At 74.3% G+C, this 12,460-nt stretch carries 11 protein-coding genes; 10 read left to right on the top strand and 1 reads right to left on the bottom strand.

Translation table 11 applies throughout. The features are described from left to right. Window positions 1–54 precede the first annotated feature (54 nt). The 7 genes from AB0G01_RS07055 (at window position 55) to purH (ending at window position 8,804) form a co-directional block, all read left to right on the top strand. Window positions 55–1,653 carry a hypothetical protein gene (locus tag AB0G01_RS07055; protein ID WP_360940597.1) on the top strand — a complete coding sequence of 533 codons (1,599 nt, stop codon included), beginning with the start codon at window positions 55–57 and terminating at the stop codon, window positions 1,651–1,653. Between the two features lie 359 nt (window positions 1,654–2,012). Next, a complete protein-coding gene (gene sucC, locus AB0G01_RS07050; RefSeq protein WP_360940595.1) occupies window positions 2,013–3,182 on the top strand; it encodes an ADP-forming succinate--CoA ligase subunit beta in 1,170 nt (389 codons plus the stop codon). A gap of 2 nt (window positions 3,183–3,184) precedes the next feature. Next, a complete protein-coding gene (sucD, locus tag AB0G01_RS07045; RefSeq protein WP_360940593.1) occupies window positions 3,185–4,075 on the top strand; it encodes a succinate--CoA ligase subunit alpha in 891 nt (296 codons plus the stop codon). Between the two features lie 174 nt (window positions 4,076–4,249). Then, window positions 4,250–4,930, top strand: coding sequence for a DUF5336 domain-containing protein (locus AB0G01_RS07040; protein WP_360940591.1), 681 nt, complete (start codon window positions 4,250–4,252; stop codon window positions 4,928–4,930). Between the two features lie 135 nt (window positions 4,931–5,065). Continuing rightward, window positions 5,066–6,532: a DUF6350 family protein gene (locus tag AB0G01_RS07035; RefSeq protein ID WP_360940589.1), complete on the top strand. Its 1,467-nt coding sequence runs from the start codon at window positions 5,066–5,068 to the stop codon at window positions 6,530–6,532. Between the two features lie 56 nt (window positions 6,533–6,588). Beyond that, window positions 6,589–7,224: a phosphoribosylglycinamide formyltransferase gene (purN, locus tag AB0G01_RS07030; RefSeq protein ID WP_360941262.1), complete on the top strand. Its 636-nt coding sequence runs from the start codon at window positions 6,589–6,591 to the stop codon at window positions 7,222–7,224. Continuing rightward, a complete protein-coding gene (gene purH, locus AB0G01_RS07025; protein ID WP_360940587.1) occupies window positions 7,221–8,804 on the top strand; it encodes a bifunctional phosphoribosylaminoimidazolecarboxamide formyltransferase/IMP cyclohydrolase in 1,584 nt (527 codons plus the stop codon). The genes purN and purH overlap by 4 nt, the downstream gene beginning before the upstream one ends. Window positions 8,805–8,877: 73 nt before the next feature. Here purH and AB0G01_RS07020 read toward each other — a convergent pair whose 3' ends face one another. Continuing rightward, window positions 8,878–9,672: a hypothetical protein gene (locus AB0G01_RS07020; RefSeq protein WP_360940585.1), complete on the bottom strand. Its 795-nt coding sequence runs from the start codon at window positions 9,670–9,672 to the stop codon at window positions 8,878–8,880. Between the two features lie 191 nt (window positions 9,673–9,863). Here AB0G01_RS07020 and AB0G01_RS07015 point away from each other — a divergent pair, with 191 nt between their 5' ends. From AB0G01_RS07015 to AB0G01_RS07005, 3 genes are all read left to right on the top strand, one after another. Then, the gene (locus AB0G01_RS07015; protein WP_360940583.1) at window positions 9,864–10,541 is read left to right on the top strand and encodes a hypothetical protein; all 678 of its coding nucleotides are present in this window, start codon (window positions 9,864–9,866) and stop codon (window positions 10,539–10,541) included. A 183-nt stretch (window positions 10,542–10,724) separates the two neighbouring features. Further along, a complete protein-coding gene (locus tag AB0G01_RS07010; RefSeq protein ID WP_360940581.1) occupies window positions 10,725–12,299 on the top strand; it encodes a DNA polymerase Y family protein in 1,575 nt (524 codons plus the stop codon). Further along, the gene (locus AB0G01_RS07005) at window positions 12,299–12,460 is read left to right on the top strand and encodes a hypothetical protein (protein WP_360940579.1); all 162 of its coding nucleotides are present in this window, start codon (window positions 12,299–12,301) and stop codon (window positions 12,458–12,460) included. The genes AB0G01_RS07010 and AB0G01_RS07005 overlap by 1 nt, the downstream gene beginning before the upstream one ends.

Here is a 12,460-nt window from a genome sequence, read left to right as displayed (position 1 = left end):
GCCGACCCCGGACACTCCCGGTGCCCGGTGCGCGCCCTGCTAGCGTCGCCCCCGATGACGCGAACCGCTGACCTGACGTCCCCGGCGCACACCAAGATCCGGCTCGTGGTCGGGCTCGCCGCGGCGGGCGGTCTGTGCGGCGCGATCGGACCCGCGATCTCCGTGGTGGACGGCAGTGCTCCACCCGCCTACCCCGCGTGGCCCCTGCTGGCGGTGCTGGCGCTGCTCCCGGCGGGGGTGTCCGGCTACTTCCTGCGTCGCGGGCAGGAGGTCACCGCCGCCGCCGTGCTGGTGCCGGCGGGCGTGTTCGCGGTCGGCCGGTTCCTGGCCGACCTCCAGGTCGTCGCCGACCCGCTGATCGCCGCCCGCCCCGAGCTGTTCCGCCCGGACAGCCTGATCCCGCCGACCCCGACGGCCGGCGCGTGGCTGCTGCTCGCCGGGCACGTGCTGACGCTCGTCGCGGGAGTACTCGCGGCCACCGGCGCGGACCAGGACGGCGACCGGTCCCAGCGGTTCGGGCTGCCCGCCACGGCGGGCGTCGTCGCGGCCGTCGGCCTGTTCACCGCTCCTTACTCCTCCTCCGACGCCTTCATCCCGGCCGCCGGCCCGCTGGACGCGCCGCCGCTGCCGCTGGTCGGCGGTCTGCTGGTGCTGCTGGCCGTGCCGGTGCTCGCGGTGCTCGCGGCGAGTTCCGCCGACGCCGACGCGCGCCGGGGCGGTCTGCTCGGCCTCGCCGCGGTGCTGGTCGCGGTCGCCGCGCCCGGCCTCGTGACGGCGCTCGCCGTGGACGAGGTGGACGTGACGCCCGGCCCGTTCCTGGTGCTGGCCGCCGCCGCCGCGCTCGTGCGGTCGACGGCGGAGACGACGGAGCACGCCCTCGAACTGCCCGGCCGCCGCCGGTTGCACCTGATCACCGCCGCGCTGGGCGTCGCGGCCGGTGCCGCCGCCGCACTCGGCGCGCTGACCGACCACCTGCACGTGCCGGGCGTCGCCGCGCCCACCGACTACGCCGCCCGCCTGCTGTGGCCGGCGGCGGTCGCCGTGGCGCTGCTCGCGCTGCTCCCGAAGGCCCGGCCGGCGTTCATCGCGGCCACCGCGACCGTGCCGCTGGCCGCCGGGCTCGCGCTCGACGCCGCGTTCAACGCGACCCGCGTCCCGTCCGTCGAACCCGCCGCCGGCGTCTGGTTCACCGCGCTGGCCGTGGTGCTCGCGGCGGCGGCGGCGATCACCGCCGCGCTGGCGGGTGCCGTGGAGCGGGACGAGGAGGGCGCGGAACGCGTGCCCCCGCCGTTGCCGCTGCTCGCGGTGGGCCTGGTGGCCGCGCTCCTCGCGTTCGGCGCGTTCGCCCTGCCGGTGCTGGAGGCCCCCGGCTACGTGCCGATCACCGCGTTCGGGCTGCGGGTCGGCTCGTGGGGGCTGCTGATCGCGCTGGTGGCGGTGCTCGGGGCGGTCTGGCTGGCCCTGGTCTCCCGCCCGGCCAGGGGCGCGGCGCTGCTGTTCGGCGCGGCCTGCGTGACCGCGACCCGGGCCCTGGAGTACCCGCTGAGCGAGTCCCGGGTGGCCGGCACCGCGCCCGGCCCGGCCCTGTGGCTGGCCCTGGCCACGACCCTCGCCCTGCTGATCGCCGCGACCCTGAGCGCCGCGCGCTCGTAGTCCCGCCGACCGGCGGCCCGCTCCACCCGGTGTCGCCAGCAGCGCCGGAAGGGCGGCGGTCCCATCGTCCGATGATCACCCGGGTGGGTGCGGTTATCGCTGGAACGGGTGATGCTGAATCGGTGTGGTGATCGACCTCACCACCTTTATGACCGACCTCACGGGTATGGGGTGCGGACTGGTCCGCCCCGGTCGATAGTGTTCTGCGCAGCCGCGTCGAGCCGGTCCCCCCACGGCTGTGCCGGCGTTCCAGGTGATGCCTGGTACGTGTGGGCAACCAGGCCCCGGCCTGGAGCGCCGGACCTATCGAGGACCGCACCAGGACGCGGCGTCCGACACCGACGTCGCAGGAGACCCGAGTGGACCTGTACGAGTACCAGGCGAAGGACCTCTTCGCCGCCCACGATGTCCCGGTTCTGCCGGGCGATGTGGCGAGCACCCCCGCCGAGGCCAAGGCCATCGCCGAGCGCTTCGGTCAGACCGTCGTGGTCAAGGCCCAGGTCAAGACGGGTGGCCGGGGCAAGGCGGGCGGCGTCAAGCTCGCCGAGACCCCGGACGAGACCGAAGCCAAGGCCGGCGCGATCCTCGGCCTGGACATCAAGGGGCACGTCGTTCACCGCGTGCTGGTGACCCCCGCGTCCGACATCGCCGAGGAGTACTACTTCTCCTTCCTCCTGGACCGCGCCAACCGCACCTTCCTGGCGATGGCGTCCGTCGAGGGCGGCATGGACATCGAAGAGGTCGCCGCGACCAAGCCCGAGGCACTGGCGAAGGTGCCGGTGGACGCGGTCAAGGGCGTCGACCGGGCCAAGGCCGACGAGATCGTCGCCGCCGCGAAGTTCCCCGCCGAGGTGGCCGACCAGGTCGCCGACGTGATCGTGAAGCTCTGGGAGACCTTCGTCTCCGAGGACGCCACGCTGGTCGAGGTGAACCCGCTGGTCCGCGACCCCGAAGGCCGGATCGTCGCCCTCGACGGCAAGGTCACGCTGGACGAGAACGCCTCCTTCCGCCACCCCGCCCACGAGGCGCTGGTGGACAAGCAGGCGGAGGACCCGCTGGAGGCCAAGGCCAAGGAGAAGGGCCTCAACTACGTCAAGCTGGACGGCCAGGTCGGCATCATCGGCAACGGTGCGGGCCTCGTCATGTCCACGCTGGACGTCGTCGCCTACGCGGGCGAGAAGCACCGGGGCGTCAAGCCGGCGAACTTCCTGGACATCGGCGGCGGCGCGTCCGCCGAGGTGATGGCCAACGGGCTGGACATCATCCTGCACGACCCGGACGTGCGCAGCGTCTTCGTGAACGTGTTCGGCGGCATCACCTCCTGCGACGCGGTGGCCAACGGCATCGTCGCGGCGCTGGGCATCCTGGGCGACCAGGCCACCAAGCCGCTGGTGGTCCGCCTGGACGGCAACAACGTGGAGGAGGGCCGCCGCATCCTCGCGGAGGCCGCCCACCCGCTGGTGACCGTTGTCGACACGATGGACAACGCGGCCGACAAGGCCGCCGAGCTCGCGGCTGCGGGGGTCTGACGATGGCTATCTTCATCACCAAGGACAGCAAGGTCATCGTCCAGGGCATGACCGGGGCCGAGGGCACCAAGCACACGAAGCGGATGCTCGCTTCGGGTACGAACATCGTGGGCGGGGTGAACCCGCGCAAGGCCGGCGAGAAGGTCGACTTCGACGGCACCGTGCTGCCGGTGTTCGGCTCCGTCGCCGAGGCCGTCGAGGCCACCGGCGCGGACGTCACCGTGATCTTCGTCCCGCCGGCCTTCGCCAAGGCCGCCGTGGTCGAGGCCGTCGACTCGGGCATCGGCCTGGCCGTGGTGATCACCGAGGGCATCCCGGTGCACGACACCGCCGCGTTCTGGGCGCACGCCGTGGCCACCGGCAACAAGACCCGGATCATCGGCCCGAACTGCCCCGGCCTGATCAGCCCCGGGCAGTCCAACGCGGGCATCATCCCGGCGAACATCTCCGGCGCGGGCAAGGTCGGCCTGGTGTCCAAGTCGGGCACCCTGACCTACCAGATGATGTACGAGCTGCGGGACTTCGGCTTCTCCACCGCCATCGGCATCGGCGGCGACCCGATCATCGGCACCACGCACATCGACGCCCTGGCGGCCTTCGAGGCCGACCCGGACACCGCGGCGATCGTGATGATCGGCGAGATCGGCGGCGACGCCGAGGAGCGGGCCGCGGCCTACATCAAGGAGAACGTCACCAAGCCGGTCGTCGGCTACGTGGCGGGCTTCACCGCGCCCGAGGGCAAGACCATGGGCCACGCGGGCGCGATCGTGTCCGGTTCCGCCGGCACCGCCCAGGCCAAGAAGGAAGCCCTGGAAGCGGCCGGTGTGAAGGTCGGCAAGACGCCGTCCGAGACCGCCGCGCTCATGCGGGAGATCATGCAGTCGATCGGCTGATACTCACCCGTTCGCACAGGCCACCCCTGACGCAGAGGTGGCCTGTGCGGCATTCCGACCTGAGTCAATGCGCACATCCGGGGGAACCAGGCCGGTCCGGTCGTCGTCGGAGAGTGTGCATCGGCTAGCGTTCAGTCGTCGCCAGCGTCCTTCGGTGGAGGAGGAGACCTCACCATGTCCGTGCCGTACGGCGCCCCTCAGCAGCAGCCGGGTCCGGCGCAACAGCCGGCGGTGGGGGTCAACTTGAACCTCATCCTCCCGCTGGTCGCGGCCGGCCTCGGGCTGATCGCCTACCTGCTCGCCTTCGCCGACGACGTGTCGTCCGGCTCTGTGGAGTACCTGCTCGCCGCCGCCGTGCTGGCGGGCCTGACCGTGCTGCCCAAGGCACCGAACCTGCTGCCCGCGGCGGCGGTCCTGTCGGCCGTGCCGACGCTGCTCCTCCTCCAGGGGATCATCAAGAGCAGCAACAGCGTCAAGGGCATGGCGATCGTCCTGCTGATCATCGCGCTGCTGGAGACCGCGGCGATCGTGCTCAGCCTGCTCCTCGACGCCGGGATCGTGAAGTTCGAGCCGAAGCCGGCCAACCCGTACGGGGCGCAGCCGGGTGGCTGGAACCCGCAGTCGGGTGCGTTCCCGCAGCAGGGCCAGCAGCAGCCCGGCCAGTACGGCCCGCCGTCCGGCCAGTTCGGGGCCCCGGTGCAGCCGCAGCAGCCCGGTGGCGCGCCGCAGCCGACCTCGTACATGCCGCAGCCCGGCCAGTTCAACCAGCCCGGCCAGCAGCAGCCGCAGCAACAGCCGCAGCAGCAGCAGCCCGGCACGCCGCCCAGTGGGTTCGGCGGCCAGCAGCAGGGCTGATCGGGTCGCGCGAGGGGTGGTGCCGACGTGTCGGCACCACCCCTTTTCGCGTGCGCGGCGTGCCTCACCCGAACGGCCGACACCTCCTGAGACAGTGGAAAGATGCCGGTGCTGCAATCGTCTTCGCACGGTGCCGTGACGGACTCCGTGCGCCCACCCGAGTTCTCCCGCGCCGAACAGGCCCGGGTGCTCGCCACGACGGCCGCCGGCTCCGTGGTGGTCAGCTACGCCGCCGTGGCGGCCCTGCTCGCCCTGGTGTCGTCCACCGCCGCCCACGCCCAGTTCTCCACCACCGGCGTGCTGTCCGCGTCCGCGCCCGCCTGGCTGGTCGCGCACCACGTGCCGCTGCGGTTCGACGGCGGGCAGCTCGGCGTCCTCCCGCTGCTGCCGACCGTGCTGCTGATGCTGCTGGTGTCGCGGGCCGCTGCCGGGGCGGCGGACCGGTTGGGGCTGTTCGAGCCGTTGCAGGCGCGCGGCGTGGTGTTCAGCATCGCCGGCGCGCACGCCGTGGTCGGCGGCGTGGTGGCGTTCCTGATGGGCGACGACGGCGTGGTGCGCGCGACGCCCGCCGTGGCGTTCTTCGGCTGCGCGGCGGTGTCCGGCGTCGCGGCCGTGGCCGGGGTGGCGCAGCGCTGCGGCCTGGTCGAGGTGGTGTTCGAGCGGATCGACCCGGTGGCCCGGCGCGGTCTCCAGTCGGGTGCGATGGGCCTGTTCGCGCTGACCGCGGCGGGCGCTTCGCTGCTGGCGTTCGGCCTGGTCGTGTCGTGGTCGGTGACCAGCGACCTGTTCGGCCAGGGCGGCGGCACCCTGGGCAGCGGGCTGGGGATCTGGCTGATGTGCCTGGCCTACCTGCCCAACGCGGTGATCGGCGCGATGTCGTACGTGGTGGGCTCCGGGTTCTCCATCGGCGCGGTGACCATCGCGCCGACCGCGTTCACCGCCGGCCCGGTGCCGGCGGTGCCGCTGCTGGCCGCGCTGCCCGAGGAGCAGTCGGCGGCCCTGCCGCTGGTGCTGATCCTGCCCGGCGCGATCGGCGTGCTGGTGGGGCTGTCGCTGCGCAACGCCGCCGAGACGCCGCGCGCGCGGCTGCGGGCGGTGCTGGTGGCGGCGGTGACCGGCGCGGTGGGCACGCTGGTGCTGGCCGCGATCGCGGGCGGCAGCCTGGGCAACGGCGTGTTCGACCCGGTGACCGTCCCGGCCGGGTTGCTGGCGGTGCTCACGTTCGGCTGGATCGCCCTGCCCGGCGGGATCGTGGCCTGGTTCGCCGGAGCCCGCCCGGTGCGGGTGCCGGTGACCGCGCCGGACGAGCCGGACGCCGCCGGCGACGACACCGGCCCCGCCGACGAGGTGCGGGCCGACGAGGACGTCGAGCCCGACGAGGGCTACGACGAAGAGGACGAGTACGACGCCGACGACGAGGAAGACGGCGAGGACGAGGAATTCGAGGACGAGGACGACGACGCCGAGTACCTGGACGAGCTGGACGAGGCCGAGGCGGAAGCCGAGGAGGCCGAGGACGACGACGAGTCCGGGCCCGGTCCGGACGGTGACCGGGACGGCGGCCGGGACGACGACCAGGACCTGACCGACAAGCGCGACTAGGCAACGCCTAGGCTGCTCCTGAGCTGCTGTGACAGTCCCCAGCAAGGAGAAGCACGCTGAGCGCCGCGACCACACTCCGGCTTCCGGACCCCGCGCGAGTAGTCGTCCTGGTCTCCGGTTCCGGCACCCTCTTGCAGGCGCTGCTGGATGCCGCGACCGACCCCGGTTACCCCGTGCGGGTGGTGGCGGTCGGTGCGGACCGGACCGGCATCGAAGGTCTCGCCCGCGCCGAGCGCGCCGGCGTGCCCGGTTTCGCGGTGAAGCTGCGCGACCACCCGTCCCGTGACGAGTGGGACGCCGCGCTGGCCGCCGCCGTCGCCGCGCACGAGCCCGACCTGGTGGTCTCCGCCGGGTTCATGAAGATCCTCGGACCCGCCTTCCTGGCCCGCTTCGGCGGCCGGATGGTCAACACCCACCCCGCGCTGCTGCCCGCCTTCCCCGGTGCGCACGGCGTCCGCGACGCCGTCGACTACGGCGTCAAGGTCACCGGCGCGACCGTGCACCTGGTGGACGGCGGTGTGGACACCGGGCCGATCCTGGCCCAGGAGGCCGTCGTCGTCGGTGACGGTGACGACGCCGACAGCCTGCACGAGCGCATCAAGGTGGTGGAGCGGCGACTGCTGGTGGACGTGGTCGCCCGACTGGCCCGCGAGGGCTGCACCGTGAACGGACGAAAGGTGAGCATCCCGTGACCACTCCTGCCGAGAGGCGACCGGTTCGTCGGGCCCTGATCGGGGTGTCCGACAAGTCGGGGCTGCTGGAACTGGCCACCGGCCTGAACGCGGCCGGAGTCGAGATCGTCTCCACCGGCGGCACCGCGAAGGCGCTGGCCGACGCCGGTGTGCCGGTGACCCCGGTGGAGGACGTGACCGGGTTCCCGGAGGTGCTGGACGGTCGGGTCAAGACGCTGCACCCCGGCGTGCACGCGGGTCTGCTGGCGGACACCCGGCGGCCGGAGCACGTGGCGAAGCTGGCCGAGCTGGGCATCGCGCCGTTCGACCTGCTGGTGGTGAACCTCTACCCGTTCGCGCGGACCGTGGCCTCGGGCGCGTCGCCGGAGGAGTGCGTCGAGCAGATCGACATCGGCGGCCCGGCGATGGTGCGGGCGTCGGCGAAGAACCACGCGAGCGTCGCCGTCGTGGTGGACCCGGCGCGCTACGGGTGGGTGCTGGAGCAGGTCGCGGCGGGCGGTTTCACCCTGGCCGACCGGCAGTCGCTGGCGGCGTCGGCGTTCCGGCACACCGCGTCCTACGACGTGGCCGTGGCGTCCTGGATGGGCGGCGCGCTCGCCCCCGACGACGAGGGCTCCGGCTTCCCCGGCTGGGTCGGCGCGACCTGGAACCGCCGGCAGGTGCTGCGCTACGGCGAGAACCCGCACCAGCGGGCGGCGCTGTACACCCGGGGCGACGGGCTGACCGGCCTGGCGACCGCGCGGCAGTTGCACGGCAAGGAGATGTCCTACAACAACTTCGTCGACTCCGACGCGGCGTGGCGCGCGGCGTGGGACCACGAGCTGCCGTGCGTCGCGATCATCAAGCACGCCAACCCGTGCGGCATCGCGGTGTCCTCGGTGGACGGTCCGGGTGCGATCGCGGACGCGCACCGCAAGGCGCACGCGTGCGACCCGGTGTCCGCGTTCGGCGGCGTGATCGCGGCCAACCGCGAGGTGACCGTGGAGCTGGCCGAGCAGGTCGCGGAGATCTTCACCGAGGTGATCGTCGCGCCGTCCTACGCGGACGGCGCGCTGGACGTGCTGTCGCGCAAGAAGAACGTGCGCATCCTGGTGGCCGACGAGCCGAGCCGGGGCGGCACCGAGGCGCGCGCGGTGTCCGGCGGGCTGCTGGTGCAGACCGTGGACACCATCGAGGCGGAGGGCGACGACCCGGCCGCCTGGACGTTGGCCTGCGGCACCGCGCTGGACGCCGAGGGCCTGGCGGACCTGGCTTTCGCGTGGCGGGCGTGCCGCGCGGTGAAGTCGAACGCGATCCTGCTGGCGTCCGGCGGTGCCACCGTCGGTGCGGGCATGGGCCAGGTCAACCGGGTGGACGCGGCGCGGCTCGCGGTCACCCGGGCCGGTGACCGGGCGCGCGGCGCGGTGGCCGCGTCGGACGCGTTCTTCCCGTTCCCGGACGGGCTGGAGGTGCTGCTGGCGGCCGGCGTGCGGGCCGTCGTGCAGCCCGGCGGCTCGGTGCGGGACGCGGAGGTGATCGCGGCGGCCGAGGCGGCCGGCGCGACCGTGTACCTGACCGGCACGCGGCACTTCGCGCACTGACGTGCTTCGCGGTGGGGCCCTCCCGGTTCGCCGGGAGGGCCCCACACCGCCGTGTTCGGCCCCCGCCGCCGGGTCAGCGCCGGGTGAGCTCCTCGCCGGTCTTGCGGACGACGGCTTCGGCGTCCTCGACCGGGAACCCGGTGTCGCTGAAGAAACCCTTGTCCCGTCCCGAGTAGCGGATGTTCCACACCACCGCGCCCTTGCGCACCACCAGGTTCACCTCGGTCAGGTCCGCCTTCGCGGACGGCGCGACTAGGATCGCCTCGTCACCGAGGTCGGGCACCGGCTTGGCCTGCTGGCCGGAGGCGTAGCCGGTGAAACCGGAGTAGTTGCCCTTGGCCTGCTCCAGGTTCCGGTCCTGCTTGTCGGAGAACTTGGCGAAGTCGTAGACCAGGAAGCTCAGCACGCGCGGGTCGCGCCCGTCCCGGCCCTTGGTCTGCTCCCACGCGCAGTGCGTCTGCTTCAGGCCCTTCTCGCCCTCGTGCGGGGCCTGCACCAGCCGGAAGCTGCTCACGTGCGCCGCCGACCGCAGCTCCGCGCTCAGCTCGCAGCCGGCGATCGGCTGCTCGCCGGGTCCGCCGCCGGGTTCCCCGCTGTAGTCCAGGTACAACTTGCCGAACACGCCGCCCACGATCAGCACGACGGCCCCCACCGCCAGTCCGACGACCAGGCCGGTGCGCTTCTTCTTCGGCGGCGGCCCGTACCCGCCGGGCGGTCCGTGGCCCGGCGCGCCCGGCGGCGGTCCGTACCCCGGAGGTCCTTGGGGCGCACCGTGTCCAGGTGGCCCGTAGCCCGGCGGTCCGGGCGGCGGTGTCGGCCCGGGGCCTGTTCGACCGGGCTGGTGCGGCCAGTTCTGTCGGGCGTTCACGGTTCCCCCCGTGCGTCGCGGAAAGCTGCGCCGAGCAGTGTGCCAGTCACCCGGTCGTGCCCATTGACACCGGGTGGTCGGGAGGGGATAAGATCACCGTGTCGTTCGAACGTTTGTTCGACAGACAGGTCGCCGGCTTCCCACGGCGGTCCGCGCACAGGGGTGCGCGCGGATCAGTGGGAGGAGGGTTGGTGTCCAGGTCGGCAACGGCGACGTCGGTCGCGCTCGGGGTAGGCGCGGCAGGCGAGTCGGCCACGGCACCGGCCGGAGTCCTGCCGGTTCACGGGGAACTGGCGGACGTCCTCCCGTGGGGCGGCCTGCGGCGGGGCAGCACGGTGTTGGTGCGCGAATCAACATCGTTGCTGCTCACGCTGATGGCCCAGGCGACAGCGGAAGGGTGTTGGGCGGCCGTTGCCGGTCTGCCGCGGTGTGGGGCACTCGCGGCGGCCGAGTTGGGGGTGGCCGTCCACCGCCTCGCCCTCGTCCCCCGCCCCGGCGGGGACCGGAACGAGGTCGAACGGACCGTCGCGGCCCTGCTGGACGGGTTCGACGTGGTGTCGCTGGCGACTCCGGTGACGCCCGCGACCGCGCGCAAGCTCTCCGCCCGCGCCCGGCACCGCAAAGCGGTCCTGCTGCCGTTCGGCGGCCCGTGGCCCGGGGCGGACGTCGAGCTGCGGGTCTCCTGCGGCCCGTGGCAGGGCCTGGCCGAAGGTCACGGGCTGCTCGCCGGCCGCACGGTGACCGTGCACGCCACCGGACGCGGCGCTGCCGCGCGGGAGAGGACGACGACCCTGCCCCTGCCGGGCCGGCCGACCTCTGCGCCGCGTCCGGTCCTCCGCCCGGTTCCGGCGGTGGTGGCCGGGTGCTGACCGCGCTCCTCTCCTGGCTCCGCGCCCCGCATCCGGACCCGGCCCCGCAACTGGCCCCGTGGCGTCCCGGTGGACTGACCCGGTGCGCCCGGCCTCACCACGCCCGGCCTCACCGCGCCTGGTCCCGCTGTGCCCCGCCCTCGTGAGCGCGGCCGATCCCCGAACCCAGACCCGAGGAACGAGGTGACGGCCGTGTACACGCTCGCTGTGTGGTGCCCGGACTGGCCGGTGGTGGCGGCGTCGGCGGACGCCGCCCTGCCGCCGCACGTCCCGGCCGCCGTGGTCCGGGCGAATGAGGTGGTGGCGTGCTCGGCGGTGGCCCGCGCGGCCGGCGTGCGGCGCGGTCGGCGCAGGCGCACCGCCCAGGGCGAGTGCCCCGACCTGGTGGTCTTCGACCACGACGACGCCCGCGACGCCCGGTTGTTCGAACCGGTCGCGGCGGCCGTCGAGGAGTTCGCGCCGGGCATCGAGGTGGTCCGCCCCGGCCTGGTCACGGTCGCCGCCCAGGGCCCGGTGGGGTACTGCGGATCGCCGGAACGGGCGGCGGAGCGGCTCGTCGACCACATCGCCGGGCACGCGGGCGTCGAGGCGCAGGTGGGCTTGGCCGACGGCCTGTTCGCCGCGACGATCGCCGCCCGGCGCGGCCTGGTCGTGCCGCCCGGTGGCACGCCGGACTTCCTGGCCCCGCTGGACATCCGCGAGCTCGACCCGGTCGCCGAGCGCCGTGCGGACCGCGCCGAGCTGGTCGACCTGCTGCGCCGGCTCGGCCTGCGCACGCTGGGCGCGTTCGCCGCCGTGCCGGAACGCGCCGTGGCGAGCCGGTTCGGCAGGCCCGCCGTGCGGGCGCACCGGTTGGCGGCGGGCGTGGTGGAACGCCCGAGGGTCCGCCGCCGCCCGCCCGCCGAGCTGTCCGTCACCCGGGAGCTGGACCCGCCGGTCGAGCGGGTCGACGCCGCCGCGTTCGCCGCGAAGGCCCTCGCCGAGCGCCTGCACCGGGTGCTGGCCGATCGCGGGCTGGCCTGCACCCGGCTCGGCATCCAGGCCGTCACCGAGACCGGCGAGCGGTTGCGCCGGGTGTGGCGGTGCGCGGAACCCCTGACGCCGCAGGGCATCGCGGACCGGGTGCGCTGGCAGCTCGACGGCTGGCTGTCCCACGAGCGGCTCACCTCCGGCCTGCACCTCCTCCGGCTCGACCCGGAGGAGGTCGTGGACGCCGACGCGCTCCAGCTCGGCCTGTGGTCGGGCGCGGGCCGGGACCAGGGGGAGGCCGCCGAGCGGGCCGCCCGCGCCATGGTCCACGTCCAGGGGCTGCTCGGGCCGGACGCCGTGGTCACCCCCGTGCCGCAAGGGGGTCGCGGCCCGGTGGAGCGGATCCGGCTGGTGCCGTGGGGTGACGAGCGCGTGCCCGCGACCGATCCGGCCCGGCCGTGGCCGGGGCAGTTGCCCGCACCGGCACCGGCCACTGTCTTCGCCTCCCCGGAGCCGGTGACGCTGGTGGACGAGGCCGGCGCGGACGTCGTGGTCACCGGCTACGCCGAGCTGGTCGTCCGGCCGCACCGCCTGGTGCACGGCGGCCGGGCGCGGAAGGTCGTGGCGTGGGCGGGACCGTGGCCGGTGGACGAGCGGTGGTGGGACGACGAGCACGCGGTGCGCGCGGCCCGGCTCCAGGTGCTCGGTGCCGCGCCGGACGGGGCAGAGCTGGCGTTCCTGCTGATCCGCACGGGCGGGAAGTGGGCGGTGGAAGGGGTGTACGACTGATGTCCGGAGATCTTCCCGACGACTACCGGGGCCTGGCGGACTGGCTGCTGCACGGCGGCGAACCCGGCCGGCCCGAGGCGGGTGAACCCGCCGGCCCGGCGGGCTTCGGCCGGCCGCCGCTGGTGCCGCTGCCGCGCCGCGCGCCCGACGAGCTGTTCTGA

It is taken from the genome of Actinosynnema sp. NPDC023587 (genome assembly GCF_040640215.1).
In the GTDB taxonomy this organism is placed as follows: Bacteria; Actinomycetota; Actinomycetes; order Mycobacteriales; family Pseudonocardiaceae; genus Actinosynnema.
This window is presented reverse-complemented; position numbering and strand designations above follow the sequence as displayed.